The 24,175-nt window shown below is 68.9% G+C and carries 26 protein-coding genes; 10 read left to right on the top strand and 16 right to left on the bottom strand.

Annotated features, from left to right (window positions below):
- Nucleotides 1–66: 66 nt before the first annotated feature.
- The gene (locus tag E0H75_RS39675) at nucleotides 67–858 is read right to left on the bottom strand and encodes a thymidylate synthase (protein ID WP_131518890.1); all 792 of its coding nucleotides are present in this window, start codon (nucleotides 856–858) and stop codon (nucleotides 67–69) included.
- Between the two features lie 50 nt (nucleotides 859–908).
- On the opposite strand from E0H75_RS39675, the gene E0H75_RS39670 reads away from it, so the two are divergent.
- Nucleotides 909–1,559: a peptidyl-tRNA hydrolase gene (locus tag E0H75_RS39670; protein WP_238163545.1), complete on the top strand. Its 651-nt coding sequence runs from the start codon at nucleotides 909–911 to the stop codon at nucleotides 1,557–1,559.
- On the opposite strand, the gene E0H75_RS39665 is transcribed toward E0H75_RS39670, so the two are convergent.
- From E0H75_RS39665 to E0H75_RS39650, 4 genes are read right to left on the bottom strand one after another with little or no spacing between them, the layout of a single operon-like run.
- On the bottom strand, nucleotides 1,538–2,128 hold the full coding sequence (locus E0H75_RS39665; protein ID WP_131518889.1) for a dihydrofolate reductase family protein: 591 nt from the start codon (nucleotides 2,126–2,128) through the stop codon (nucleotides 1,538–1,540). The two genes, E0H75_RS39670 and E0H75_RS39665, sit on opposite strands and share 22 nt — an antisense overlap.
- A gap of 2 nt (nucleotides 2,129–2,130) precedes the next feature.
- Nucleotides 2,131–2,736: a dihydrofolate reductase family protein gene (locus E0H75_RS39660; RefSeq protein WP_131518888.1), complete on the bottom strand. Its 606-nt coding sequence runs from the start codon at nucleotides 2,734–2,736 to the stop codon at nucleotides 2,131–2,133.
- Between the two features lie 3 nt (nucleotides 2,737–2,739).
- Nucleotides 2,740–3,207, bottom strand: coding sequence for an SRPBCC family protein (locus tag E0H75_RS39655; RefSeq protein WP_131518887.1), 468 nt, complete (start codon nucleotides 3,205–3,207; stop codon nucleotides 2,740–2,742).
- A gap of 51 nt (nucleotides 3,208–3,258) precedes the next feature.
- Nucleotides 3,259–3,597 carry an ArsR/SmtB family transcription factor gene (locus E0H75_RS39650; protein WP_131360726.1) on the bottom strand — a complete coding sequence of 113 codons (339 nt, stop codon included), beginning with the start codon at nucleotides 3,595–3,597 and terminating at the stop codon, nucleotides 3,259–3,261.
- A gap of 123 nt (nucleotides 3,598–3,720) precedes the next feature.
- Here E0H75_RS39650 and E0H75_RS39645 point away from each other — a divergent pair, with 123 nt between their 5' ends.
- Genes E0H75_RS39645 through E0H75_RS39635 form a run of 3 tightly spaced genes read left to right on the top strand, consistent with a single transcriptional unit; the run spans nucleotide 3,721 to nucleotide 5,062 of the window.
- The gene (locus tag E0H75_RS39645) at nucleotides 3,721–3,945 is read left to right on the top strand and encodes a hypothetical protein (protein ID WP_131518886.1); all 225 of its coding nucleotides are present in this window, start codon (nucleotides 3,721–3,723) and stop codon (nucleotides 3,943–3,945) included.
- Complete coding sequence (locus E0H75_RS39640) at nucleotides 3,945–4,436, top strand: Clp protease N-terminal domain-containing protein (protein ID WP_165554385.1); 492 nt, start codon at nucleotides 3,945–3,947, stop codon at nucleotides 4,434–4,436. Before E0H75_RS39645 ends, E0H75_RS39640 begins: the two co-directional genes overlap by 1 nt.
- Nucleotides 4,436–5,062, top strand: coding sequence for a DUF998 domain-containing protein (locus E0H75_RS39635; protein WP_131518884.1), 627 nt, complete (start codon nucleotides 4,436–4,438; stop codon nucleotides 5,060–5,062). The genes E0H75_RS39640 and E0H75_RS39635 overlap by 1 nt, the downstream gene beginning before the upstream one ends.
- On the opposite strand, the gene E0H75_RS39630 is transcribed toward E0H75_RS39635, so the two are convergent.
- The 6 genes from E0H75_RS39630 to E0H75_RS39605 form a co-directional block, all read right to left on the bottom strand.
- Complete coding sequence (locus tag E0H75_RS39630; protein ID WP_131518883.1) at nucleotides 5,059–6,582, bottom strand: multicopper oxidase domain-containing protein; 1,524 nt, start codon at nucleotides 6,580–6,582, stop codon at nucleotides 5,059–5,061. The two genes, E0H75_RS39635 and E0H75_RS39630, sit on opposite strands and share 4 nt — an antisense overlap.
- Nucleotides 6,579–7,004 carry a hypothetical protein gene (locus tag E0H75_RS39625; RefSeq protein WP_131518882.1) on the bottom strand — a complete coding sequence of 142 codons (426 nt, stop codon included), beginning with the start codon at nucleotides 7,002–7,004 and terminating at the stop codon, nucleotides 6,579–6,581. Before E0H75_RS39625 ends, E0H75_RS39630 begins: the two co-directional genes overlap by 4 nt.
- Nucleotides 7,001–7,369 (bottom strand): hypothetical protein, encoded by a 369-nt coding sequence (locus tag E0H75_RS39620; protein WP_131518881.1) that lies wholly within the window; start codon nucleotides 7,367–7,369, stop codon nucleotides 7,001–7,003. Before E0H75_RS39620 ends, E0H75_RS39625 begins: the two co-directional genes overlap by 4 nt.
- Nucleotides 7,370–7,531: 162 nt before the next feature.
- Nucleotides 7,532–7,876 carry a hypothetical protein gene (locus tag E0H75_RS39615; RefSeq protein WP_131518880.1) on the bottom strand — a complete coding sequence of 115 codons (345 nt, stop codon included), beginning with the start codon at nucleotides 7,874–7,876 and terminating at the stop codon, nucleotides 7,532–7,534.
- 174 nt (nucleotides 7,877–8,050) lie between these two features.
- On the bottom strand, nucleotides 8,051–8,266 hold the full coding sequence (locus E0H75_RS39610) for a hypothetical protein (protein ID WP_131518879.1): 216 nt from the start codon (nucleotides 8,264–8,266) through the stop codon (nucleotides 8,051–8,053).
- Between the two features lie 115 nt (nucleotides 8,267–8,381).
- Nucleotides 8,382–9,419, bottom strand: coding sequence for a LacI family DNA-binding transcriptional regulator (locus E0H75_RS39605; RefSeq protein WP_131518878.1), 1,038 nt, complete (start codon nucleotides 9,417–9,419; stop codon nucleotides 8,382–8,384).
- 269 nt (nucleotides 9,420–9,688) lie between these two features.
- Between E0H75_RS39605 and E0H75_RS39600 the strand changes: the two genes are divergently transcribed.
- Nucleotides 9,689–10,474 (top strand): copper homeostasis protein CutC, encoded by a 786-nt coding sequence (locus E0H75_RS39600; RefSeq protein ID WP_131518877.1) that lies wholly within the window; start codon nucleotides 9,689–9,691, stop codon nucleotides 10,472–10,474.
- On the top strand, nucleotides 10,471–10,728 hold the full coding sequence (locus E0H75_RS39595) for a DUF4031 domain-containing protein (RefSeq protein WP_131518876.1): 258 nt from the start codon (nucleotides 10,471–10,473) through the stop codon (nucleotides 10,726–10,728). Before E0H75_RS39600 ends, E0H75_RS39595 begins: the two co-directional genes overlap by 4 nt.
- Before the next feature lie 64 nt (nucleotides 10,729–10,792).
- Here E0H75_RS39595 and tuf read toward each other — a convergent pair whose 3' ends face one another.
- Together tuf and E0H75_RS39585 are read right to left on the bottom strand one after the other, a co-directional pair.
- Nucleotides 10,793–11,980 (bottom strand): elongation factor Tu, encoded by a 1,188-nt coding sequence (gene tuf, locus E0H75_RS39590; RefSeq protein ID WP_131518875.1) that lies wholly within the window; start codon nucleotides 11,978–11,980, stop codon nucleotides 10,793–10,795.
- 294 nt (nucleotides 11,981–12,274) lie between these two features.
- Nucleotides 12,275–14,656 carry a PQQ-binding-like beta-propeller repeat protein gene (locus E0H75_RS39585; protein ID WP_131518874.1) on the bottom strand — a complete coding sequence of 794 codons (2,382 nt, stop codon included), beginning with the start codon at nucleotides 14,654–14,656 and terminating at the stop codon, nucleotides 12,275–12,277.
- Nucleotides 14,657–14,832: 176 nt separating this feature from the next.
- On the opposite strand from E0H75_RS39585, the gene E0H75_RS39580 reads away from it, so the two are divergent.
- Nucleotides 14,833–15,699 (top strand): Gfo/Idh/MocA family protein, encoded by an 867-nt coding sequence (locus tag E0H75_RS39580; RefSeq protein WP_131518873.1) that lies wholly within the window; start codon nucleotides 14,833–14,835, stop codon nucleotides 15,697–15,699.
- A 34-nt stretch (nucleotides 15,700–15,733) separates the two neighbouring features.
- Here the strand turns inward: E0H75_RS39580 and E0H75_RS39575 are convergent, their stop codons facing one another.
- The gene (locus tag E0H75_RS39575; RefSeq protein WP_238163544.1) at nucleotides 15,734–17,995 is read right to left on the bottom strand and encodes an outer membrane protein assembly factor BamB family protein; all 2,262 of its coding nucleotides are present in this window, start codon (nucleotides 17,993–17,995) and stop codon (nucleotides 15,734–15,736) included.
- An 85-nt stretch (nucleotides 17,996–18,080) separates the two neighbouring features.
- Nucleotides 18,081–18,392, bottom strand: coding sequence for an ArsR/SmtB family transcription factor (locus E0H75_RS39570; RefSeq protein WP_131518871.1), 312 nt, complete (start codon nucleotides 18,390–18,392; stop codon nucleotides 18,081–18,083).
- An 89-nt stretch (nucleotides 18,393–18,481) separates the two neighbouring features.
- Between E0H75_RS39570 and E0H75_RS39565 the strand changes: the two genes are divergently transcribed.
- Genes E0H75_RS39565 through E0H75_RS39555 form a run of 3 tightly spaced genes read left to right on the top strand, consistent with a single transcriptional unit; the run spans nucleotide 18,482 to nucleotide 22,144 of the window.
- Nucleotides 18,482–19,672 (top strand): MFS transporter, encoded by a 1,191-nt coding sequence (locus E0H75_RS39565; protein ID WP_131518870.1) that lies wholly within the window; start codon nucleotides 18,482–18,484, stop codon nucleotides 19,670–19,672.
- A 34-nt stretch (nucleotides 19,673–19,706) separates the two neighbouring features.
- Nucleotides 19,707–20,729, top strand: a complete 1,023-nt coding sequence (locus tag E0H75_RS39560) for a hypothetical protein (RefSeq protein ID WP_131518869.1) — start codon at nucleotides 19,707–19,709, stop codon at nucleotides 20,727–20,729.
- Entirely contained in the window at nucleotides 20,726–22,144 is a 1,419-nt protein-coding gene (locus E0H75_RS39555) for a hypothetical protein (RefSeq protein WP_131518868.1), read from the top strand. Before E0H75_RS39560 ends, E0H75_RS39555 begins: the two co-directional genes overlap by 4 nt.
- Here E0H75_RS39555 and E0H75_RS39550 read toward each other — a convergent pair.
- Nucleotides 22,121–24,145 (bottom strand): HelD family protein, encoded by a 2,025-nt coding sequence (locus tag E0H75_RS39550; RefSeq protein ID WP_131518867.1) that lies wholly within the window; start codon nucleotides 24,143–24,145, stop codon nucleotides 22,121–22,123. The genes E0H75_RS39555 and E0H75_RS39550 overlap by 24 nt on opposite strands.
- Nucleotides 24,146–24,175 lie beyond the last annotated feature (30 nt).

Below are 24,175 nucleotides of genomic sequence, written 5' to 3'. Positions count from 1 at the left end.
CGCGGTTCCAGGCCCAAGTGACGGTCCCGTTGCGTAGTCGTTGTCGCTGACGGCTCAGGGACCTGGTCAGACGGCGATCGGGGCCTTGATGCCGGGGTGCGGGTCGTAGCCGATCAGCTCGACGTCGGCGATCTCGTAGGAGTCGATCGAGTCGCGGGCCGCCAGCTTCAAGGTCGGCAGCGCGCGGGGCTCCCGGGTCAGCTGCAGACGGGCCTGGTCCAGGTGGTTCAGGTACAGATGTGCGTCACCGAGCGTGTGGACGAAGTCGCCGACCTCGAGTCCGGTCTGCTGGGCGACCATGTGGGTCAGCAGCGCGTACGACGCGATGTTGAACGGCACCCCGAGGAAGATGTCGGCGGAGCGCTGGTAGAGCTGGCAGGACAGCCGGCCGTCGGCGACGTAGAACTGGAACATGGTGTGACAGGGCGGCAACGCCATGCTGTCCACGTCCGCGACGTTCCAGGCGTTCACGATGTGCCGGCGGGAGTCCGGGTTGTTCTTGATCGACTCGATCACGCCGGCGATCTGGTCGACGTGCCGGCCGTCCGGCGTCGGCCAGGACCGCCATTGGTAGCCGTAGACCGGACCGAGCTCGCCGTCTGCGTCGGCCCATTCGTCCCAGATCGAGATGTTGTTCTCGTGCAGCCACTTGACGTTGGTCGAGCCACTGAGGAACCAGATCAGCTCGCCGATCACCGACCGCAGATGCAGCTTCTTCGTCGTCACCGCCGGGAATCCCGCGCGAAGGTCGTAGCGCGACTGGTGGCCGAACACGCTCAGCGTGCCGGTCCCGGTCCGGTCGCCCTTCTGCACCCCGTTGTCCAGCACGTGCCGTAGAAGATCCAGGTACTGCTGCATGGCGCCAACCTACCCCCATCGACCGACAAGAAGTTTGAAAGACTCACAGCGTGGAGCATGTGATGACGCTGGTGGTGCGGGTGGAGAAGAACGCCCGGCCGGCGCAGACCGACGCGCTGGAAACCGCGGCGCGGGCGGTCCTCGCGATCCTGGCCGACGACCGATCGAGCGGTGCGGGGGAGTGGGCCGAGGCGATGACCGCCTGGCAGGACGATCGGATCCGGAAGATCGTCAAACGCTGCCGGGGTATCGAGTGGCGCCGGGCCGAATCCGTTCCCGGCATCACCATGACCGGAGTGACCGCGGAGGTCCGAGTGTTCCCGCCGACCCCGGTGGACGCCGTACCGCCGGAGCTCGCCAACCTGCAGGTGAGTGGCACCGACTTCGAAGACCCCGAGGACCCAGCGGCGCCGGAGCCCGGCGTACCCGTGCTGTGGATCAATCCGGAGCTGGAGATGTCAAGCGGCAAGGCGATGGCGCAGTGCGGTCATGGTGCGCATCTCGCCTGGTGGGCGCTGTCGACAGTCGGGCGGAAGGCCTGGGCTGCTGCGGACTTCGCGCTGGCGGTCCGCACTGCAAGCGCTGCTCAATGGGAGAGCTTGCTGGCCAGTGGACTACCGGTGGTGCAGGACGCGGGCTTCACCGAAGTGGAGCCCGGGTCCCGGACCGTCATCGCGGATCATCCTTTGCTCACGCGGTAGTGCAGGTGGGTGACGCGGTCGCCCTGGACCACGCGTGGGTCGTCGAGCATGACCTGCGGCCCGACGTAGTCGCCGAAGAACTTGCGGCCGGTGCCGAACAGCACCGGGACCAGGCTGTACGCGATCTCGTCGACCAGTCCGGCCGCGATCGCCTGGCCGGTGAGGTTGCCACCGGTCACGCTGACGTCTCGGTCTCCGGCGTGCTCCTTGGCCTGCGCGATCGCGTTCTCGATCCCGTTGACGAACGTGAACGGCGCGTCCGGGAAGGGCCAGTCGGTCGGCGGCTCGTGGGTGACGACGAAGACGTGGTCACCCACCGCCGGTACGCCGTTCCAGCCGTTCGTGATGTCGAACAGGCGTCGCCCGATCACGCACGACGCGATGTTCGGCCAGGTCGACTTCATGTAGTCCGCGCTGGCTTGGCTGACATGGAACGGGCGGCCCTGGTCGGTGCCGTAGATCTCGACCGGACCGTTGCCGTACCAGTCGAACAACGGCCCGACGCCGTCCTCGGTGTCCGCGACGAACCCGTCGAGCGACACCACGGCGGAGGCAATGACGTTGCCCATGGCTACTTTCCCTTCACGACTCGGTAGGTCAGGTGCTGCGCGGCCGGCGTGGACACCGCGTCGACCAACTCGACCTCGATGGCCTGTGCGGGCTCCGCCGGGAACAACCGGGCCCCGCCGCCCAGGACGACAGGTGCCACGTGCAGTTGCAGTACGTCGGCCAGCCCGGCAGCGAGGACCTCGTAACAGACCTGACCGCCGCCCATCACGAAGACATCCTTGTCGCCGGCAACTTCCTTGGCCTGTGCGACGGCCTCTTCCGGACTGCCGACGAAGCGGAACCGATCGCCCAGCCGGGGCTTGGCCGGCGCCGAGTGGGTGACGACGAAGACCGGCGGATTGACCTCACCCGTGGGCTTCGCGCCGTACCCGAGCTCGTCGCTCCAGCCCTGCGGGGCATCGATCACGTCGAACAGGTTCCGGCCCTGGATGACCGCACCGGTCTCCTCGAACGCGGAGTCCAGTACGGCGTTGTCTTCGGCGTTGCCCTGGAAGGCCCAGTAGTGCAGGGCGTCGCCACCGTCGCCGAGCCCGTTGTCGATGCTGACATTGGGCCCGGTGACGTAGCCGTCCAGGGACACCGAGATGTCGATGACGACCTGGCTCATCGGTCAGGCCCCCTTCGCGAGCAGCTCGGCCAGCCGGTCCATCGAGTCGCGGATGCCTGCCTCCATGCCGTACTCGATCGACTGGTCGCGGGCCTCCACCGACGGGAACACCGACCGCTGGTGCAGCCGTACGCCGGTCTCGGTCGGCTCCAAGGTCATCTTCTCCAGGCAGACCTCGCCGGGAGCGCCTTCCCACTCGAAGGTCTGGATGACCAGCCTGTCCTGCTCGACGGTGTGGAAGACACCGCGGAAGGCGTACTCACCGTTGTCGTCGCGGTGGATGTAGCGGTAGCTGCCGCCGGGGCGTACGTCGTACTTCTCGACGGTCATCTCGAGGTTGCGCGGGCCCAGCCACTGGGCGACCAGGTCCGGGTCGGTGCTGATCGTGAACAGCTGTGCCGGGGTGGCGTCGAACTCGCGGGTGACCTCGACGAACGGGGTCCCTGCGGGGGTGTTGATCGTGGTGCTCATCTCTCCTGCTCCTTCACTGTCTCTCATCACTTCTCTTGTGCTTTCATTCCTTCACTGCTCCTGCTCTTGCACTGTCTGGAGCAAGGCGTCCATCCGGCGGAAGCGGCGTTCGGTCTCGAGCCGGTACTCGTCGATCCAGCTCGTCAGTGCTTCGAGGGCGGCCGGCACCAGGTGACACGGGCGGCGCTGGCCGTCCCGGGTCCGGGTGATCAGCCCGGCGGTCTCGAGCACCTGGATGTGGCGCGACACCGCCTGCTTGGTGATCGGGAACGGTTCGGCCAGTTCGTTCACGGTGGCCGGGCCGCGGGACAGTCGCGCGATCATCGCTCGCCGGACCGGGTCACCGAGGGCGGTGAACGCCCGGTCGAGCTGCGCGTCGTCAACTGACATCTTTATCAACCGTTCCCTTGATCAACCGATATGTTGAATATAGAGATGAGCTGCGCGGGCGTCAAGGTCCGGGTTTTAGCAACTTTGGTTGACAAGTCGATCGTGTCAACCTAAGTTGCTTATATGACCGAGTTGGTGGATCCCAAGGACCCCGCGGCGGGTCTGGCCGCGGTGGTCGCGTTGCGCCGGCTGGCCGACCGGCTGGAGGACAGCCAGGTGGAGCAGGCGATGCGGGCCGGCTGGAGCTGGTCCGATGTGGCCGAGGTGCTGGGGGTCACCCGGCAGGCCGTGCACAAGAAACACGCCCGGCGGCTGGTCGCCGCGGGCGTCGCCCTGAGGAGGCGATGATGGCGTCGGATGCGAAAGACGTACGCGCGCTGCTGGTGCGCGAAGCCCGCACAGTGGCGCGGCGGGACGGTTCCCGGTCGATCGAGGCAGAGCATGTGCTGCTCGCATTGGCCGCGACCCGGACCACGTCCGCGGCCCGGATGCTGGCCGAGGCCGGTCTGACCGAGGAGGCGATCCGGGCCGCCCTGGATCGTGAGTGGGAGCAGAGCCTGGCGGTCGCCGGCATCGCGGTCCGGATCGGTTTGTTGCCCGAGGCAACGCCGGATGGGAGTCGCAACCCCCACATCGGTGACTCGACCCGGCTGCTGCTCAAGCGCGCCATGGACGCGTCCCCGAAGCTGGGCGCCGGTCGCCTCGGCCCTCTGCGCATCCTGGTCGGCATCCTCGACACCGAACGCGGCCGGGTCGCCCGCGCGCTCCAAGCCGCCGGCGTCGATCGCGCCGCCCTCCGCACCCGCGCCGCCGACGCTCTCGCTGCAGGCGAACACTGATGACCAGACCCCCGGCCGCTCGGGATCGCCTCCTGTGGTGCGGGGTGGTGGCCGGACCGCTCTTCGTGCTCGCCTTCCTGCTCCAGGGCGCCCTCAAGGGATCCGGGTACGACGCTCTCCGTCATCCAGTGAGCTCGCTCGAGCTCGGCGCCCACGGCTGGATCCAGGTGGCGAACTTCCTGGTCGTCGGCTTGCTCACCATCGCCTTCGCCGTGGGCCTCTGGCGGCCAGGTTTGAGGGCGGGCGCCGTACTGATCGCCTTGTGGGGCGTCGGTTTGATCGGAGCCGGCCTCTTCACCACTGACCCGGTCAGCGGCTTCCCCCTTGGTACGCCGGCTTCGTCCGACTACACCACCTCGGGCGCCGTGCATGACGCCTTCTCACTGCCCGCCTTCCTGCTGCTGGCCGCCGCCCAGGTCGTCCTGTCTCGCGGCCACGGTCCTCGGTGGATGATCTATTCGTTGCTCAGCGCAACGGCCTTCCTGGTCTTCTTCTTCCTCGCCAGCGCCGGCTTCAGCCAGGCATCGGCATTCGTCGACCTCGCCGGCCTGTTCCAGCGACTCACCGTCACGATCGGGTCCGCGTGGCTGGTGGCGCTGGCGGTGCGCGAGCTCCGGCGTACCTAGATCGTCTCGAAGGCCGCCATCATCGCCATGTCCTCGTGCTCGAGGTTGTGGCAGTGGATCAGGTACTTCCCCTTGTGGGCGGTGAACTTGACCAGTACGTCGACCACCTCGGCGGGCCGGATGTCGACGGTGTCCTTCCAGCCGCCGTCGTACGCGCCGGGGTGGCCGCCGCCACGCCGCACTACCTGGAACGGCGCGAGATGGACGTGCACCGGGTGGTGGACGTCGGTGACGAACGACCACACCTCGTACTGGTCGAGCTTCACCTGCGCCTGCATCACCTTCGGGTCGAACGCCTTGCCGTTGATCGTCCATCCCTTGTGCCCGCCCGCATCACCGCGACGGAACCGCCACTGCCGTCGGGTGAGGCCGGTGGGTTCGGGGACCGCGGCGTACGACGAGAGCTTGTCCGGGATGCGACTGTCGTCGGTTGCCTTGCGGGCGACCTTGAACCGCATCACGTTCGCGCTGCCGTCGAGCTTGTTGACCAGCGTGACCTCGTCACCCGGCTGGTACTGCGAGAAGTCCACGATCACGTCGAAGCGTTCCGCGGGCGCGATCACCAGAGTCTTGTGCTCGACCGGCTTGTCCAGCAGCCCACCGTCGCTGCCGATCTGGACGAACTTCGCCGGCCCCCTGTCGAAGGCGAGCTCGTACCGGCGGGCGTTGCTCGCGTTGAGGAAGCGCAGCCGGTAGCGGACCGCGTCCACCTCGTGCACCGGCCACGGTGCGCCGTTCACCAGCGTCACGTCACCGATGACACCTTCCATGTACTGCGATTCGACGCCGACGCCGTCCTTGGCGATGGGGTAGAGGAACCCGCCGTTGTCGTCGAACGCGCGGTCCGCGATCACCAGCGGGATCTCGCGATCGCCTGTGGGCAAAGGCAGTTGGTCCTCTTCGTCGTCGCGGACGATGTGCAGTCCGAACAGGCCGCGGTACACCTGTGGAGCGGTGTAGTCCATCGTGTGGTCGTGGTACCAGAGCATGGCGGCGCGTTGCGTGTTCGGGTACGTGTACGTCCGGCTGCCCATCTTCATGTCGCCGCCGGTCATGGCGTGGTGGCCTTCGTGTTCCCCTTGACCGCCGGCCGGCATCAGGAGGTCGAGGGGCCAGCCGTCACTCGCGGCAGGGGTATGACCGCCGTGGAGGTGGACGACGGTCGAGACGTCGAGCTCGTTGACCTGCTCGATCACAGTGTTCCGGCCGCTCCGTACGTCGAACGTCGGCCCGGGCAGGAGGCCGTCGTACCCCATCACCTCGGTCTTGAGACCGGGCAGGATCTCGACCATCGCCTTCTTCTGTACGGCGCGGTAGTAGTCGGCGCGGGCGTCGCTGCGGACCGGCTTCTTCACCGGCGGGATCGGGAGCGGGACCTTGAACGGCTCGGGGAGCGGTGCCTTGCTGCGGAGCAGTTCGCCGGCTTGCCCAGGGCTCGCCTCGAGGCCGCAGTTGGTCAGCGTCAGCGCCGCACCGGTGCCGCCGGCAACGGCCAGGAAACCACGGCGGGACAGCTTCATTTCTTGGCCTCCTGGCGGCTCAGGCGTGCGGTGGGGCGGAACGACCAGACGGCCATCCAGACGATGCTGATGACGATGGCGGTGCCGAGTGGGACGTGGAAGGAGAAGTTCTGCTGATAGCCGAAGATGGCCTGCGCGAACTCGGCGAAGAACAGCAGGACCGTGAACCAGGTCGGCCAGAACCGCCCACCGCCGGGGCGCCAGTAGAGGATCGCGACGACGATCTGGATCATCGCCACCATCCAGATCGTCCCGCCGATCGCGGCGTGCGTGTTGATCGCGTCGACGTCGCCGGACAGGAAGTAACCGGCGAAGATCGGCTGCGCGATCGCGAGTGCGGCGTGCAGCAGAAGCGTGATCCGGAGTGCCCACAGGCTTGCGTGCGGGCGTCGTACCTGCTTCTCGACGGCGAGTGTGGTCATGCCGGCACCTCCGCGGGCTTGCGGTTGATCCAGACGGCGAACGCGATCGTGCCGGCCACCAGGGCGACGCCGAGCGGGATGTGGACGGCCAGTTGACGGGTGTAGCCCATCGCGATCTGGAACACCTCGCCGGCCAGGATCAGCAGGGCCACCACCGGGGCGATCCAGCGGCCGCCGGTACGCCACCAGGCCGTTGCTATGAGCAACTGGAGGAGTCCGATGCCGGCGAGCGAGAGGCCGATCGGCTCGTGCATCCGCATTGCGGGGCCGGCGCCGTTGAGGTACGCGCCGGCCAGGACGGGCTGCAGGCAGATCGCGACAGCGTGGAGGGCGGCGACCACGCGGAGAGAGACGGGAGCCTTCATGTAGACAGACAATAGTAGTCTGTCTACATGTAGTGCAATCAGGTATATCCCTGGAGTACCACTCTGGGTGTGATCGGGTGAAGTCATGGGCCTGATCGTCAAACCTCAAGCATTCTTGAGGTCAAGCGACGGTTCGGGCCGTCAGCGCTCGGCGGAGCGGGGTCAGGTGAGGTGGCCGAGCGGCGCGACCGAGATGCCGGCGCGCTCGCAGACCCAGTGCGGGTCGGGGCCGAGCTCGGGCTCGATCCGGAGCTCGTGATCGTGCAGGTCGTCGCACGCCGTACACCGCGGCCAGCGCACCCCGGAGTCGACCAGGCGGTCCTGCACATCCTGCGCGACCAGGCCGGCAATGTGCTCGGCGCCGTCCGGCCACTGGTCCAGCCACCACTGACGGCCGGCCACGGCGTCCTCGAGCACCGACACCATCACCGCGTCGTCGAACCCCCGCACGGCCAGGTCGTGCAGGACCATGGCACGGGCGGTCAGCAACACCCCTGGCTCATTCATCGCCCTACAGAGTGCCAGACCACACCGACAAAACCCCACGCCCGGCGCCGGGCGTGGGGTTTGTGGAGGCGGACCTGCAGCACTCACCAACCCGGAGTTCCGGGTCGTGCGAGCCTGCCGATGAGCGTGAACCGCTCGCGGCGCGCCTGCTTGGTGAGTGCTGCAGGTCCGGGGTCAGCCGGTGGTCGGGCACGTCGGGGTCGGGTCGAGGCGCTCCGCGAGACCGAGCTGGCGTTGGGCGGCGGACCGAAGTACTTGGCTGATCCGGACCGCGATGCCGTGGCGTGCGACCGGCTCGTCGTACGGCTGCTGGGGAGCGTTCGGAAGTGCCGACTGCGCCAGGGATCGAGCGTTCTCGACAGCGGTGTTGCCGGCGATGAAGTACGTCATGGTTCTGCTCCCTTCCTGAGAGCGTGTTGGGTCGGCCGGCGGCCGGGCGGCCGTCGGAAGTCGTGCGGTATCGGCCCGGGAACCCGCGTGGGTCCTGGGTGGTGATGTGTGGTTGTCAGGCCTTCGGGGCTGGTCCGCTACTGGCGCGGACGATCAGCTCTGTCGGCATCAGGAGCTGTCGCTCGGTGGCCGTCGGGTCCAGCAGGATCCTGCCGACCGCACGGCCTTTCTCCCTGATCGGTTGGTGGACCGTGGTCAGTCCAGCCGCCTCGGCCGCCGGGATGTCGTCGAATCCGGCCAGCGTCAGGTCCCGGCCCGGGATCAGTCCGCGTACCCTCATCGCCTCCAGCGCGCCGAGCGCTTGGACGTCGCTCAGTCCGACGATCGCGGTCGGCCGGTCCTGCGAGTCGAGCACCCATTCGGCGCCCGTGCGGCCGGAACTGAACGCGTTGTGGCCGCCGGAGATGATCCGCAGCCTGGCGTCGGGCATCGCCTTCTGCAGGCCCTGGATCCGCAGCTCGCAGTCGGTGTAGCCGACCTGGTCCACGCTGAGCTCGACCGGATTGCCGCCGGCCGCCTCGGCGTTGTCGACCAGCACGACCACGTCCCGGTGGCCGAGCCGAGCCAGGTGCTCGCCCAGCTGGGCGGCCGCTTCCACCTCGTCGATCGCGACCCAGGACAGGTCCGGGTGGTCGCCTCGGTCCGTGGACACGGCGGGGATGCCGCGGTTCGCGAGGATGTCCAGCGCCGGGTTGCCGCTCGGCACGCAGAAGATCGCTGCCGCGTCGATGGCCGCCTGCTGCACTGCGTTGCTGCCACCCGCGATGTCGGTCGAGCTGAGCGGCATCAGCAGCAGGCTGGTGCTGAACTCCTCGGCGACCTCGGCCAGACCGGCCAGGAAGCCGACCGCGTACGGGTCCGAGAACGCGTAGGCGAGCTTGTCGGTGAAGAGCACCCCGACCGCCCCGGCCTTGCCGCTGCGCAGAGCGCGTGCGGATGCGTCCGGTCCCGAGTACCCCAGCTCGCGGGCCGTGTTCAGGATCCGCTCGCGCAGGGCGACGGACAGCTGATCCGGCTTGTTGTAAGCGTTGGACACAGTCGACGGCGACACACCAACAGCCTTGGCCACAGTCTTGAGCGTGACTCCCGCCATCTCTCCGCCTCCCGGTCGTGGACTGCCTGGTGACAGTCTTCTGTATCGTTCTTCTAAATCGTTCTAGAAAAACGATACAGAAGACCTGGCGGGAGTGCAAGACCTATTTCTGGGGCCGCTTCCGCGCTAAGGACAGGAGGTAGTGCCCAGTTTGGTGCCGCCCCGCGCTCGCGCCCGCGTGAACGCGGGGCGGCCGACGCGACTACCTCCTGTCCTTAGCACGTGGGACTGATGGGGGAGGGGCCGGGCTGTGCGGGATGATGGCGGGTATGGGTTCCTTGCTGGAGGTGATTGCGCTGCATCCGGCGGATGCGGAGGCGGCGCAGGAGGGTGGGGCGGACCGGCTGGAACTGTGCGCGTCGATGGAGGCCGACGGCCTGTCCCCGTCGGTGTCGACGGTCAGCGCGATCCGGCGGTCGACCGACCTCCCGTTGCGGGTGATGCTGCGCCTGTCCGACTCCTTCGTCACCAACGGCGCCGAACTCAACCGCCTCACCGCGTCCGCACAGTCCTACCTCGCGGCCGGCGCCGACGGCTTCGTGCTGGGGTTCCTCACCCCGGACAACCAGGTGGACGTCGAGTCCGTCGCCGCGCTGGCGAGCACGTTCGCCGGTACGCCGTGGACCTTCCATCGCGCGATTGACGCCGTACTGGAGCAAGCGTTGGCGTGGCGTGCGTTGCGATCGCTGCCGGGTTTGGACTGTGTACTCACGGCTGGATCAGCTCTCGGTGTCACGCGCGGCCTCGACGACCTGTGCAAACTCGCCACAGCAGATTCAGCCGTCGCCAGCGTGATGATGGCCGGCGGCTCTCTCCGCCCCGAGCACGTTCCGTGGCTCCACCAGTCCGGCGTACGCCGCTTCCACGTCGGCTCCTCCGTCCGCCAAGACGGCTCCTGGACCAAGGCCTACGTGAACTCCGGCTTCGTCCGCTCCTGGCGCAACCTCCTGGACGCCCGAGACGCCCGCACCCCAGACCCACAGGCTGATCCCGGCTCACCCGCACCATCCGCCCCCGATGCCGGCGGACTGGACTCCGGGGATCCGCGCGAATGATCCTCATCGACCCCCCGGCCTGGCCGGCCTGGGACCGCGTCTGGTCCCACCTCGTCAGCGACGAGTCCTACGAAGAACTCCACGCCTTCGCCAAAGCCGCCGGCATCCCTGCACGAGGCTTCGACCGAGACCACTACGACGTCCCCAGCGACCAATACGACTCCCTGATCGCCGCAGGCGCAGTCCCAGTCTCCAGCCGAGAACTGGTCCACCGCCTAACCAAAGCCGGCCTCCGCCACCGCAAACGCCCCTGACTCACGCCAGCGCTTTGCCGCGCAGCAGAGCGGCCCCAACCGTGGTGGCGGTTGGGGCCGTTCGTTAGTCGAGTAGTTCTGTGACTGTGCCGGCGGCTACGGTGTGGCCGCCTTCTCGGACTGCGAAGCCTAGGCCGGGGGTCATGGCTATGGGCTTCTCGAGTTCAACGGACAGGTCGATGGTGTCGCCTGGCATGACCAGGGTGATTTCGCCCAGGTTGATGCCGCCGGAGACGTCGGTGGTGCGGAAGTAGAACTGCGGGCGGTAGTCCGCGGCGAAGGGGGTGTGGCGGCCGCCTTCGGCTGTGGACAGGGCGTGCAGAGTCGCACGGAACTTACGGTGCGGCGTCACGCTGCCCGGCAGGGCTACTACCTGGCCGCGACGGACCTCGTCGCGCTTCACACCGCGTAGGAGGACCGCTGCGTTGTCGCCGGCGTCCGCGGACTCCAGCGACTTGCCGAACGTCTCGAGTCCGATCGCCGTACTGGTGACCGTCGGACCGAGACCGACCACCTCGACCTGGTCGCCGAGCTTCAGCGAACCGCGCTCGACCGCACCGGTGACCACAGTGCCGCGGCCGCTGATGGTGAGGACGTTCTCGATCGGCATCAGGAACGGCTCGCCCAGCTCGCGGTCCGGCACCGGGACATAGGTGTCCACCGCGTCCAGCAGTTCGCCGATCGCGGCGATCCAGCGCGGGTCGCCTTCCAGCGCCCGCAGTCCGGACACACGCACGACCGGTACGTCGTCGCCCGGGAAGCCGTACTCCGACAGGAGTTCACGGACCTCCAGCTCGACCAGGTCGAGCAGCTCGGGGTCGTCGACGGTGTCCGCCTTGTTCAGTGCGACCACCAGGTACGGCACGCCCACCCGGCGCGCGAGCAGCACGTGCTCACGCGTCTGCGGCATGGCGCCGTCCTGCGCGGAAACGACCAGGATCGCGGCGTCCACCTGGGCGGCGCCGGTGATCATGTTCTTGACGTAGTCGGCGTGCCCGGGCATGTCGACGTGCGCGTAGTGGCGGGTCGCGGTCTCGTACTCGACGTGCGAGATGTTGATCGTGATCCCGCGCGCGACCTCCTCCGGCGCCCGGTCGATGCCGTCGAACGCGACGAACCGGTTGACGGCCGGGTCGCGCTCGGCGAGCACCTTGGTGATCGCGGCGGTCAGAGTGGTCTTGCCGTGGTCGACGTGACCCATCGTTCCGATGTTGAGGTGCGGCTTGGTCCGCACGAACTGGCTCTTGGCCATGAGTTTCCTTTGCTGGTCAGAAGATTCGAAGAGCCAGGACCCTCCGGCAGGCCTTCCGCAGCGCTGTCACCGCACGGGAGGGGGCCGGTGAGCGGTCCACCCTCCTCCGCGGGTCCTGCTCAGCAGGAGGAGGGTCGGATTCGCGCGCCGGTGAAGGTTGCTGAATCGACTGACGCAGCCCACGTGGGAGCGCCCGTCAGGCCGGTGCCTGACAGGTTGTGCTCGAGAACCACGGGGAACATGTGCGTCACGATAGGTAGGAACGCTGCCCCCGGCAACAGAATTCCCGGCGGCCTAGTTGAGGGCGAAGAGGCGGGTGCCGTCGGAGAAGGCGGGGCGGGCCCCGGCTACGGTCACGGCCGGCTTGTTGCAGGTGACTTCTTCGGAGGCGGCGACCGAGGTGGCCGTCGGGCCGGCCAGGATCGGGCGGGGCTGGACGCCGGTGGTGCCGATCAGGACGGGGGAGCAGCTGCCGTTCGGCTGCGGCATCAGCGTGACCACACGCCCGTCCGGCAGGAGTCCGAAGCCGTCGAGCGGGTACTCCGGCTGCTGCAACTTCGGTGGCACCTGCAGCAGGTGATGCCACTGCGGTGTGCCGTCCGCCGGGCTCACCGCGGACACGTCGTACGTCTGAGGCTGGCCGGGGTCGGTCGCGTTCCGACAGGTGATCAGCACCAGCGATGCATGGGTAGCGGCGAGCTGTGCGTCGCACGAGGCGGGCCCGAGCCGCGGCCGCGGCGTACCGGGCACTGGGGTCGTCCAGATGACGCGGCCCTCGCCGACATCGACGGACCACTGGAAGAGCGTGCCGCCCGCCGCGCCGGTCCAGATCAGTCCGGAGACCTCACGCGTGTCCGGTACGGCGACCAGGTCGCCGACCCAGGTGGTCGGGTCCAGCTCGGCACTCAGGTCGAACCGCAGACCGAGGTCGACCTCCCACCGCTGGTCGCCGTCCTTCAGATCCAGTCCGCGTACGACGGCACCGTTCCCACCGCACGCGTCCACGACCACCGCCAGGTCGCCGATGAGCTCGCCCTGCGTCACGGTGCACCGCAACTGGGTGCGCCAATGTGTCGGACCGCTCACGCCGTGGGCGACGACGTAGTTCCCCTCCGCCACCAGCAGCTGGTTCGCGTCGACCGCGAGCGCCACACCGTCGGTGTGGACCTCGGTCAGCACCTCTCCGCTCACCGCATCGAGTACGGCGTACGTCGGCAGGTCGATGCCCGCCGGTGCACGGTTGCCGGCGTACGGGAGGTGCGCGGCGATGGTCCGCCCGTCGCCGGAGATCAGGAGCCCCTTGGAACCACTGGAGGCGGCGTCGTTGACGTCGGCCCGCGAGTACCGCCACCGGATCTGGCCGGTGGTCGCGTCTGACATGACCACGCCGTCCGGCCGCAGCTCCGCGATGCCGCCCGCCGTACCGGCGATGGCGCCGGCTGCCGGGACCTCACGGCTCCACGCCAGGGTCCCGTCGAGCTGCACCGGCATCTGGTCGGGCTTGGTCGTAGTCGTCGTGCTGACCGTGTTGGCGGTCTCCAGCCGGGCCTGCACGAATGGCTCGCCCGCCGACACCACGATCCAGGCCAGCACTGCGCCACACACGACGATCGCACCGATGCCGAGCAGTCGCGGTGGGGCTTGTGCGTACGGCGGTGCGAGCCGCAGACGTCTCGCCAACGCCAGCAGCGCACCGGCGACCACCAGAGCCGCGGACGCGAGCATCAGGTACGGCCAGCGCTCCGACATCGCCGCACCAGGCTGTGCGGCGGGCCATCGCCACCAGCAGATGCCGACCGCGATCAGCCCGATCACTCCGAAGACCAGAGCTGGGACGGTGACGAGCCGCTGCTGTGTCCGCCGGAACCATGCGCACGACAGTCCGGCGGCGAGCGCAGTACCCGCGATCGGTGTCCAGACCGGGAAGCCGGTGGTGTCGTCCGGACCGACCGGCCACTTGGCGGCCGCGCCCAGGCCACGGCCGAGCAGGACCGAGGCGGCGACGATGACTCCGAGGGCAGCACCGAAGTACACGATCGGGATCAGCCCGCCGATCGGCCGGGCGGCCTTAGGGCCTAACGACTCGACCTCCCGATGGAGGTTCTCCCGGGCGTCCTGCTCCCAATCGGTGTGGCCGCGGTCGGTCGCGTACAGGCGCGTCTCGGCCAGGCTCTGCAGGAACGACATCCGGCCGCGCGCGAAGTCCCGCTCGCCGATGTGCCCGTACTCCTGCCGGATGCCCGCGGCGTACTCGTCGTACCGCTGCTGCGACATGCTCAGGATGCGCAGGTCGGCGTCGCACAGGACCGCTCCATTCGCGTCGTCCGGCTCGCAGTCGTGTTTGGCGGTGAGCCGGATCAGCCGGCCGACCTCCTCGACCCGCGCGGCGTCGACGCCGTACGCGGCCAGTTCGAGCTCGGCCAGCTGGGCCGAGACCTCCTCGTTCTCGCCGGGGTCGGCCTGCGGGTCGTAGATCGCGTCGTGGAACCACGCCGCGAGCCGGACCGTGTCCGGGTCATCCGCGGCGCCGGCCAGTACGTCGACGGTCTGCAGCACCTCGGTCAGGTGCCTCTGGTCGTGATAATGACGGTGTTGCTCTGCGTAACGAGCCAGCAGATCGTCGCCCAACGGCTGCGCGTGCGGCAGCAGGCGATTCCACTGGTCGCGCAGGTCCATGGCTACGGAGTCTCGCACTCGGTGGAGGCCTCGGCCGACCGATCCGGCGTTCCCGGATAGGGTCGTGGCCAAAGCGATATCGGCTCGTCACCTGACCGCTTCGATGGGTGCGTCAGGCATCGAATCCCATCGATGAAATTGCGGTGCAAGTCACATTTCCGGCTCGGGAGGACACCATGCGCTTCGGTCTTGTCGGCACCGGTCCCTGGGCTCGGCTGGCGCACGGACCAGGGCTGCGAGCCGCGTCCGGGGCCGAACTGGCCGGCGTCTGGGGCCGGGACGCGGCGAAAACGGCCGAGTTCGCGGCCGAGCTGGAGGTTCCGGCGTACGGCGACTACGCGGAGTTACTGGAGACGGTGGATGCGGTCGCGTTCGCCGTACCGCCGAAGGTGCAGGCGTCGATGGCGCTCGAGGCTGCTGCCATCGGCAAGCATCTGCTGCTAGACAAGCCGGTGGCCGACTCGCTCGACGATGCCCGCGCGCTGGCCGACGAGGCCGCCGACGAGGGGATCGCGACGCTGGTGTTCTTCACCGGCCGGTTCGATCCGATCATGCGGCAGTTCTTCGCGGAGGTGCAGGCTCAGGAGGGGTGGAAGGGCGGTTGGGCCCGGATGCTGGCAGCGATGGACCCGAACGCCGAGTCGCCATGGCGGCGTGAGGAGCGAGGCGCGCTCTGGGACGTCGGGCCGCACGCACTGTCCAACTTGAGTGCACTGCTCGGGCCGATCGTTGAGCTGAGCGCTGTCGGCGGCGCGGGCGGGCTGGTCCATCTGGTCGTGACGCACGAGTCCGGCGCGACGAGCACCGCCAGCCTGACGCTGTCCGCCCCGCCGTCCGGCTCCAGCTTCGAGACCGGCGTCTGGGGAGAGTCCGGTACGGCGCTCATGCCAGACGGGTACACGGCACCGGTCGAGGTGTACCAGGTGGCGGTCGAGGAGCTGGTCCAAGCGGCGGAGTCAGGGGAATCGCACCCGATTGATGTCGCCTTCGGCGTCCGCGTCGTCGAGCTGCTGGCATCCGCGGAAGCCCAACTCGCCCGCTAGCCGCAGAACGTCGTACTGCGTTATCGCTTCTGACTCAGCGCAGGGCGATGACGGTGTTGCTGCCTGAGGTGAGGACGAGGTTACCGATGGCGCGGGCGTCTCGGCTGCAGGAGATGCCGGTCGGGAGGCGGACCTGACGGAAGCCGAGTCGGCTGATCACGTTGGCCTGGCAGCCGTCCACGCCGCGGCCGAGGGAGATCACTCGGGCGTCCGCCGTGACGGTGACCTTCACCCTCGGGCTGACCGGTGCGGTCTTCTGCCAGGCGGTCTCCCCGGTGCTGGCGTCGATAGCCGTGACGACGGTCCGGCGGTTCTCCAGCGTGCTCGGGCCGGGGCAGTCCACCACGACCAGGTACCGGCCGACTGGGTTGAGCAGCGTCCGGCACGCCCAGGTCCGTGGCACCGGCCAGCGCCACTTGATCTCGCCGGAGCGCGGGTCGATGGCGGTCAGGGCCTCGGGTACGTCGGAGTCCCCCGCGGGCTCGGCGACCACGACCAGTCCGGCGACGACAACGGGACGGCGGTACATGTCGGTCGACGGCTTGGACCACAGCTCCTTGCCGGACTTCAGATCGAAGCCGGTCATCTCGTCACTCTCGTTGCCACAGCTTTGCCCGAGGAATGCGACGACGGTGTCCATGGTCGCGACCGCGCCGATGTCGGTGCAGTTGCCCGGTTCGAACGTCCAGCGCTGGTGGCCGTCCGGGTCGACACCGTGGAGCTTGTCGGAGCCGCGGGCGACGCGCTCGCCGGTCAGCAGCGGTTCGGACTGCTGGATGAGGTGGTCGCGGGTGCCGCCAGGCCAGGTGGCCTTGCGGCGGCCGGTGTTGGCGTCGAGAAGCAGGTAGCCGATGTCGGCGAACTCGGCGAGCACGTAGTCGCCGTTGCCGGTCGCGGTGATGTTGGGCTTCTCGTCGGAGTCGGAGCGGCTGTAGCGCCAGCGCAATTCGCCGGTGGCGGCGTCCAGCATCTCGACCACACCGCTCTGTCGTGGGATGGCGATGCCGTACCGAGTGCCGATCGCCTCCTCCGCGCCGGATCCCGGCAGCGACTTGCTGACCCAGGCGACACCGCCGTCCAGGGTGGAGGGCGATGCCTTGCCGGCTGGCTCGCGTGGACCGTCCACTCGCTCGTTGGAGGTCATCACATAGTTGCGCGCCAGCGGCTGGATGATCAGCAAGAGGATGAGTGCGATCACCCCTGGCACGGCGAGCCAGGCGAGCTGCTGTCCGAGGTTGCGGGGCGGCAGGAAGCGGGCTGTCCGGGTGCGGAGGAGTGAGGCGACCAGCGCTGCTGTGCCGGCCACGAGCAGCAAGACCAGAGCGGAGATGAGCAGCGGCACTCTGAGGCCGACACCGACTGCTGGGTTGATGCTGGGGACTCGGGCCCACGCGACGAGCAGTCCGGTCACGGCGGCCGCCAGGACTGCGCCTGCGGTGAGGCGTGAGCGCTGGCTGGCGCTGCGGGCGCAACGGAACAGCACTGGTGCGCTGAAGAACGCGACCACGGCCAGTACGACGGGAGGCCAGCCGACCTCGTCCTCGGTCGCTGGGACTTGCCAGGACGCGCCCGATGCGGCGATGGAAGCGACGACGGCTCCGACCGCGGTGAAGGTAGCTATGGCGGTGAGTGCTGCTTGTTGCCAGCCGCGCCACGGTGCGGGCAGCTCGCTGTCGAGTCCGGCCAGCTCTGTCTCGAGGTTGATGCGGGCCACCGGGCCGAGGCGCTGCCTGGCCAGTTGGGTCCGGTAGAGGTGGCCGTCGAGGAGCTGGCGGACCTCGTCGTACCGCCGTTCCAGCGCTACCTTCCGGTCGCCGGCGTCCCGGCGTACCTCTGCTGTGTGGACGGCGTACCGGCTGGGGTCGGAGGCGAGGACTGCGTTGACGGCGTCGAGCAGTACGTCGCCGTTCGCGTCGCGGCGAGGTGGTGCGTAGGAGTCGGGCGGGGGTGCGACGAGCTCGCCGGTGAGGCGGATCAGGCGGGCGACTTCGGCGATGCGGATCGGCGGTACGCCGTACCGCGGGAGGAGGTGCTCGGCCAAGCGGGCGGATGCCTCGGCGTCCTCGGCTGGGGTGCCGCCTGGTTCGTGTACGGCGCGGTGGAACCAGGCCGCCAGTCGGACGGACGTGGGGTCAGTGGAGAGCTGGATGAGTGAGTCGAGAGCGGTCAGGACGATCTCGAGGTACTGGTCGCGGTAGGCGCGGCGGGTGCGCTCGACGTACCTGCCGACCAGCTCGTCCGCCAACGATGCCGAGCCGGGCGCCAGCTCGTTCCACCGCCCACGAAGCTCCACCACCGCCCCAGTCTGCCAGCCCCACCTCGACAGCAAACGCTCGATCTCCCCACCAAGACCTCACGTTTCCCGCCCAGGCCCACCACGGTTAGTGGCGGGCGGTGAGGATGCCGGTGAGGAGGCCGGGGTAGAGGGATTCGAGGTCTTCTCGGCGGAGGGTGCTGATGCGGCGGGTGCCTTCGGTGTGGGTGGACAAGACGCCGGCCTCGCGCAGGATGCGCAGGTGGTGGGCTCGGGTGGAGGCAGTGACCGGGAGCTCGATCTCACCGCAGGCGATGCCTTCGGGGGCGTCCGCGAGGGCGCGGATGATCTGCAGGCGCACTGGCTCGCCGAGGGCCTGCAGGACCGACTCGACCCGGATCTCGTCGCGCTCCGGCTGCGGGAGCGCCTTCCTCGTCATGTGTCCATGATACGACGCCCATCGAAGTTCGATGATCTTCGTAGTACGATATCGGTCGAAATAAGAAACCCTCGTCCGGAAGGTCCTCGATGTCCGCACGGATCTACCTGCTCGGCGCCGGCGCGTTCGCGGTCGGCACCAGCGCGTACGTCGTGTCCGGTGTGCTGCCCGACGTCAGTTCCGAGCTCCATGTCTCCCTGACCGCCGCAGGCCAGCTCGCCACTGCGTTCTCCCTGGCGTACGCCGTCGGTGCGCCGATCCTGTCCACGCTGACCGGCCGGTGGGAGCGCCGTACTCTGCTCATCGCCGCGCTCGTCCTGGCCGCGCTGGGCAACCTGATCGCCGCCGTCGCCACCAACTACCCCGTGCTGATCGTCGGCCGGGTGGTGGCCGCGTTCGGAGCCGCCATCTACACCCCGGCCGCCACTCTGTTCGCCACGGGTCTGCTGCCGCCGGAGGAGCGCGGCAGGGCCGTCGCCATCGTGTTCGGTGGCCTGACCTTCGCGCTGGTGCTCGGAGTACCGACCGGCAGCCTGCTCGGTCCGACACTCGGCTACAAGGGTGTGTTCGCCCTCATCACAGCCGTCGCCGTACTCGTCGCCATCGTCGAGCGTGCCGCACTCCCGAAGGTCGATGCGCCACCACAGGTCGGACTCCGCGAGCGGTTCGCCGGCGTCACGGACCGGCGCGTGCAGACCGTGCTGGCGATCACCATCCTGGGCGTGCTGGCGGCCCTGAGCGTGTACATCTACATCATCCCGTTCCTGAAGGAGACCGCGGGCCTGGCCGGCAACGCCACCAGCATCCTGCTCCTCCTGTACGGCGTAGGCGGCGTACTGGGCAACGTGATCGGTGGCCGGGCGACAGACCGGTTCGGCAGCATCCGCACGCTGATCGTGCTGCTGACCGGCATCATCGCCGTCGTCTCCACGCTCGACCTCACCGCGAACTCGATCGGTGGCGCCGCAGCGGCGCTGTTCGTACTGGGTCTGTTCACCTGGGCCTTCAACCCGCCCATCCAGAACCTGTTGCTGGAGCTCGGTGGCGGTCTGCTGATCTCGCTGAACGCCTCGGCGATCTACCTGGGTGCCGCACTGGCCGCAGTGGTCGGCGGTCTGGTCATCGACATGGCCGGTCTGCGCTTCCTGCCGCCGATGTCCGCCGTACTGACGCTGATCGTGCTCGGTCTGGTGTTCACCCTGCGCCGTGATCCGGAGCTGGAGGAGATCGAGCATCTGGAGCCCGAAGAGGACTGCGTCACTGTCACTACGACCGACTGACGGTTCGCACCCGGGATAGAGCAGGATAGCGGCCATGCGTTTTCTGGCCGCCCTCCTGCTGCTCACGTCCACAGTGTCGGGCTCCAGTGACCCCGCGGCGGTCGTCGAAGGCTGGCGGACGTCACCCGTGTACGTCGATTCGTCGCAGCGCGCACTGGTCCCGGACGACGAGGCCGCGAAGCTGGCCGAGCGAATCAAGGACCAGAGCCCGGCGATCCGGATCGCCGTACTCCCGGCGGAGGCGCTGAACGACGGCCGGCGGGACAAGCAGGACTCGGCGCAGGCCTTCCTGGACTCCGTGGTCGACAAACAGTCCGCGGACGGGATCTACGTGATCGTGTTCGGCGGGCTGATCACCTGGGGGAGTGCGGTCGGCGTCGACACCCCGATCGCGAGCATCCTGACCGACGAGCTGGGTAAGCACAGCCGGTCCGATCCGGTCGGCACGCTCAACGGAGTGCTGGACCAGCTCGGCGCACCCAAGGCGCCGAGTGGTCCGCCTGGTTGGCTCTGGCCGTTGGTGATCGTCCTCGTCGTACTGATCGCCGGTGCCTTCGCGCTGCGCTGGTGGAGGTCCCGGCCGGGCAAGGACGAGGGCCCTGCGCTCTACCGCCCGTCGTACGACGTCCTGCCGGACGAGGCGGACACGGTGGAGGAGCGCAGACGGCTGGCCCGCGAGGACGTCACGCGCTTCGGTGAGGAACTGGATGCGGCGGACGTGCGTCTGGATGGCCATGGAGACGGGACCGCGACCACGGCGGACGTGCAGGCTGCGATGGATGCGTACGCCGCCGCCGGCCGCGTCGTCGACGGCAAGCCCGACGACGAACAGTTGCGCGGGGTGCGTGCCACGGTCGGGTACGGCCGCTGGCGGCTGGCCTGTGCACAGGCGCGGATCGCGGGGAAGATCGCGCCGCCCTGGCGAGCGCTCTGCTTCTTCGACCCCGGTCACGGGATCTCCGTGACGGACTGGATGTACAAGCCACCCGGTGGCCGGTCCCGTGAGGTCCCGGTCTGCGCCGCCTGCCGGAACCGCCTCTCGGGAGGAGAACGATGAAACGTCTGCTGGGAGCGTTCGCGCTGGTCGCGGCCTCGGTCCTGCCCGCACTGCCGGCGCACGCGGCCGAGGACCCCGACGCCTACATGAGCACCGTGGCCGGTCACCTCGGCGACGTCGGCATCTGGGTCGACCCGGAGGTGACAGAGCTGTCGCCGGCCGAGGTCTCGCAGCTCGACGCAGCGGCCAAGAGCGCAGTGGCACCGATCCGGATCGCAGTCATCCCGGCGGAGAAGATCAACACCTCGGACAGCGGCTTCTCCGTGAACCTGGCCTGGGAGGGCGAGGAGATCGCGGACCAGCTGTACGACCGCGTCGGTGTGGAGGGTGTGTACGCCGTCCTGGTGGACGCGTCGTCGGAGTCCGACGGCCGCGGGTTCCACGCCGTACAGCGGGCTGACCGTGGGCCGACGTACCACGTGGAAGACGCGGTGAACCAGGCCGTCGACTGCTGCGCGCCGGACTACGAGGACATGCTGGCCAAGTTCATCGAGCGGGCTCAGCAGGTCGACAAGCCGTTCTACATCGACGCTGCGCCGTACGCCGGTGGAGCTGCCGGACTGGCCGGGCTCTGGTGGGGTCTGTCGGCACTTGGGGCTCGCCGGGCTCGCCGCAAAGACGAGAAGGAGCACCTGGAGCTCACCAAGCCGCTGCTGAACGAGGAGATCATCGCTCTGTCGCAGCAGGTGTCCGACCTGCCGACCACGTCCGACGCGCAGCAGTCCAAGCTGTCCAAGGACGTGCTCGACGCGGTCGAGAAGGCGCGGCACCGGCTGGACGCCGCCGAGGGTGATGACGATGTCCAAGCGGTGACGACGCTGCTGGGCTCTGCGCGGTACGGACTGGTTTGTCTGGACGCGGCGCGCGCAGGCGAGCCGATCCCGGAGCCGACGCCGCCTTGCTTCTTCGACCCGCGACACGGTCCGAGTACGGCGTCCGTCGAGTGGCAACCGGAGCGCGGAGCGGTCCGCGAGGTCCAGGTCTGTGCGGCTTGCAAGGAGCGGGCCGTGGCCGGGGAGGAGCCGCAGGTCCGGATGGTCGAGCAGTGGAGTGGCAACCTGCGGCCGTACTGGATGGTCGGCGAGAAGATGTCGGCGTACATCGACGGCTACTGGTCGCAGGGCGACGAGCGCCAGTGGTGGTTCCCCGACGACGACGCTCGCCGGACGAGGGACCGGATGCGGGCTCGCTGGCACTCTCGCCGGCCCGGTGCACGCCTGGGTCGATGGAGCTCCGATGTCGGGAGCTCGGTCAGCAGCTGGTCGGCGTCCTCGGGCTCTTCCGACAGCGACGGCTGGTCCAGCGGTTCCAGTAGTCGTCGTCGGCGCAGCTCCTGGTCGTCCCGCACGCGCTCCAGCGGTGGCGGGTCCTCGCGACGTTCGTCGCGACGCTCAGGCGGCTCCCGCGGTTTCTAGCACCGGCGGTATGTCCTGGCTGTGCAGTACGGCCAGCGACGTGACCGCACGGGTGAGGCAGACGTAGAGGCGGCGCAGACCGGTGCGCTCGTCGGCCTCACCTGCGACGATGCCGGCCGGCTCGACCAGTACGACGTGGTCGAACTCGAGACCCTTGGCCAGCGACGCGGGTACGACGTCGAGGTGCGCGTCGACATCGTCCTCGTCGCCGAGCACGGAGAACGGGATCTGCAAGGCCAGCAGGGCCTTGCGGGTGGCCGGCACCAGGGCGTCCGGAACGATCAGACCGATCGAGCCGAGCCGGGTCGACACTTCGCCGACGGTGTCCATGGCTGCGGCGAGGCTGTCCGGCACTCGCGTGATGGTGAGCTCACCGCGCGCACGTCGTACGGCGGTCGGCGGTGTGAGGTGCGGAGCGATCGACGGGAGGAGGCGGGCGGCGTACTCGATCACCTGACCGGGGACGCGGAAGCCGGCGGTCAGCTCCTCGGTGTGGGCGCCGGACTTGCCCAGGTGCTTCAGTGCCTCGTCCCAAGACGGTGTGGCCCACGGAGTGGTGCCCTGCGCGATGTCTCCGAGGACTGTCATCGAGCCGGTCGAGCAGCGGCGCCCGACGGCGCGCAGTTGCATCGCCGACAGGTCCTGCGCCTCGTCCAGCACCACGTGGCCGAGTGAGGGCGTCCGGTCGACCAGATCGGCGACCTCGTCGATCAGAGTGGCGTCCGCGACCGACCACTTCGCCGCACCGGCTGAGCGGGGCGCTTTCTCCCAGAGCAGCAGCTCCTGCTCTTCCTGGGTCAGGATGCCGTCGGCGTGCTCGGCCAGCAGAGCCGGGTCGGTGAAGAGGCGGAAGAGCAGCTTCGCCGGGTCCACAGCCGGCCAGAGTGCCTCGGCGTACTGCTTGACCGGACGGCTGCGCGCGACCGCGTCCTGCACCCGGTCGTCCGGGGAGTCGCCCGCCGCCTCCATCCGCAGGAGCACGGCGTGGGCCAGCCGCTGTGGCAGCATCGCCCGCCCGGCGCCGTACCGGACTCCGCGCGTCCGGAGCTCGTTGACCAGTTCCTCCGCCTGGTACGTCACCACCCGCCAGCGGTGTGCGCCCCGCGGCACGACCAGCGCCTCCTTCGGCAGCTGCACCTGCGACCACACCGCCCGGTGCAGCACCTCGGCCATCCGCACATCGCCCTTGAGTACGTCGACCGCCGCGGGACCCGGCCCGGCCACGCGCACCCGTCCGACCAGCTCCTCGACAGTGGTCTGCTTCGCCTCGATCTCGCCCAGCGCGGGCAGTACGTCGCCGATGTACCGCAGGAAGCTCGCGTTCGGTCCGACCACGAGCACACCGGACCGGCTGAGCTGGTCGCGGTACGCATAGAGCAGGTACGCCGCCCGGTGCAGCCCGACCGCGGTCTTCCCGGTCCCGGGCGCTCCCTGCACGCAGATGGTGTCGTCGACGCCGGCGCGGACGATCACGTCCTGCTCCGGCTGGATCGTGGCCACGATGTCGCGCATCGGGCCGGAGCGTGGACGCTCGATCTCCGCGTCCAGGATGTTGCTGTGCTGCTCGGCGGCCGCCGAGGAGGTCAGATCCTCGTCCTCGAACGCGGTCATCTCCCCGTGCGTGAAGCCGAACCGCCGCCGGATGCCGACCCCCATCGGCTCGGTCTTGCTGGCCCGGTAGAACGGCACCGAGATGTCCGCTCGCCAGTCCACCACCAGCGGCTCGCCGAGCTCGTCGTTCACATGCCGGCGGCCGATGTGGAACGTCTCGTCGGTCGGCTCCAGGTAGTCCAGCCGGCCGAAGAACAGCGGCACCTCCGGGTCGTCCTCCAGTTCCTTCATCCGCCGCCAGATCGCGGCCTTCAGGAACTCCTCGTTGACCCGGTCCGCGCTGTGGATCTCCAGTGCGCCGGTCTTCTCCCGCATCACCGCGAGCGCGGCGCGCGAGCTCTTCAGATAGTCCTTCTCGGCCTGGAGGGTGTCGGACGAATCGGGGGGCATGCGGAACCTCCGGCAAAGGGGTGGGGAAGC

It is taken from the genome of Kribbella capetownensis (assembly GCF_004331485.1).
GTDB classification, from domain to species: Bacteria; Actinomycetota; Actinomycetes; order Propionibacteriales; family Kribbellaceae; genus Kribbella; species Kribbella capetownensis.
The sequence above is the reverse complement of the archived record's forward strand: the minus strand, read 5'-3'. Positions and strand labels throughout refer to the sequence as shown.

Excerpts from the sequence above, each read along its gene's own strand:
- E0H75_RS39665 (WP_131518889.1), bottom strand. The coding sequence starts at position 2,128 with ATGGGCAACGTCATTGCCTCCGCCGTGGTGTCGCTCGACGGGTTCGTC.
- E0H75_RS39620 (WP_131518881.1), bottom strand. The coding sequence starts at position 7,369 with ATGAAGGCTCCCGTCTCTCTCCGCGTGGTCGCCGCCCTCCACGCTGTC.
- E0H75_RS39640 (WP_165554385.1), top strand. The coding sequence starts at position 3,945 with ATGGCGTCGGATGCGAAAGACGTACGCGCGCTGCTGGTGCGCGAAGCC.
- E0H75_RS39630 (WP_131518883.1), bottom strand. The coding sequence starts at position 6,582 with ATGAAGCTGTCCCGCCGTGGTTTCCTGGCCGTTGCCGGCGGCACCGGT.
- E0H75_RS39675 (WP_131518890.1), bottom strand. The coding sequence starts at position 858 with ATGCAGCAGTACCTGGATCTTCTACGGCACGTGCTGGACAACGGGGTG.
- E0H75_RS39555 (WP_131518868.1), top strand. The coding sequence starts at position 20,726 with ATGAAACGTCTGCTGGGAGCGTTCGCGCTGGTCGCGGCCTCGGTCCTG.
- E0H75_RS39655 (WP_131518887.1), bottom strand. The coding sequence starts at position 3,207 with ATGAGCACCACGATCAACACCCCCGCAGGGACCCCGTTCGTCGAGGTC.
- E0H75_RS39595 (WP_131518876.1), top strand. The coding sequence starts at position 10,471 with ATGATCCTCATCGACCCCCCGGCCTGGCCGGCCTGGGACCGCGTCTGG.
- tuf (WP_131518875.1), bottom strand. The coding sequence starts at position 11,980 with ATGGCCAAGAGCCAGTTCGTGCGGACCAAGCCGCACCTCAACATCGGA.
- E0H75_RS39635 (WP_131518884.1), top strand. The coding sequence starts at position 4,436 with ATGACCAGACCCCCGGCCGCTCGGGATCGCCTCCTGTGGTGCGGGGTG.
- E0H75_RS39660 (WP_131518888.1), bottom strand. The coding sequence starts at position 2,736 with ATGAGCCAGGTCGTCATCGACATCTCGGTGTCCCTGGACGGCTACGTC.
- E0H75_RS39605 (WP_131518878.1), bottom strand. The coding sequence starts at position 9,419 with ATGGCGGGAGTCACGCTCAAGACTGTGGCCAAGGCTGTTGGTGTGTCG.
- E0H75_RS39645 (WP_131518886.1), top strand. The coding sequence starts at position 3,721 with ATGACCGAGTTGGTGGATCCCAAGGACCCCGCGGCGGGTCTGGCCGCG.
- E0H75_RS39610 (WP_131518879.1), bottom strand. The coding sequence starts at position 8,266 with ATGACGTACTTCATCGCCGGCAACACCGCTGTCGAGAACGCTCGATCC.
- E0H75_RS39650 (WP_131360726.1), bottom strand. The coding sequence starts at position 3,597 with ATGTCAGTTGACGACGCGCAGCTCGACCGGGCGTTCACCGCCCTCGGT.
- E0H75_RS39585 (WP_131518874.1), bottom strand. The coding sequence starts at position 14,656 with ATGGACCTGCGCGACCAGTGGAATCGCCTGCTGCCGCACGCGCAGCCG.
- E0H75_RS39550 (WP_131518867.1), bottom strand. The coding sequence starts at position 24,145 with ATGCCCCCCGATTCGTCCGACACCCTCCAGGCCGAGAAGGACTATCTG.
- E0H75_RS39615 (WP_131518880.1), bottom strand. The coding sequence starts at position 7,876 with ATGAATGAGCCAGGGGTGTTGCTGACCGCCCGTGCCATGGTCCTGCAC.
- E0H75_RS39625 (WP_131518882.1), bottom strand. The coding sequence starts at position 7,004 with ATGACCACACTCGCCGTCGAGAAGCAGGTACGACGCCCGCACGCAAGC.
- E0H75_RS39600 (WP_131518877.1), top strand. The coding sequence starts at position 9,689 with ATGGGTTCCTTGCTGGAGGTGATTGCGCTGCATCCGGCGGATGCGGAG.
- E0H75_RS39580 (WP_131518873.1), top strand. The coding sequence starts at position 14,833 with ATGCGCTTCGGTCTTGTCGGCACCGGTCCCTGGGCTCGGCTGGCGCAC.
- E0H75_RS39560 (WP_131518869.1), top strand. The coding sequence starts at position 19,707 with ATGCGTTTTCTGGCCGCCCTCCTGCTGCTCACGTCCACAGTGTCGGGC.
- E0H75_RS39565 (WP_131518870.1), top strand. The coding sequence starts at position 18,482 with ATGTCCGCACGGATCTACCTGCTCGGCGCCGGCGCGTTCGCGGTCGGC.
- E0H75_RS39570 (WP_131518871.1), bottom strand. The coding sequence starts at position 18,392 with ATGACGAGGAAGGCGCTCCCGCAGCCGGAGCGCGACGAGATCCGGGTC.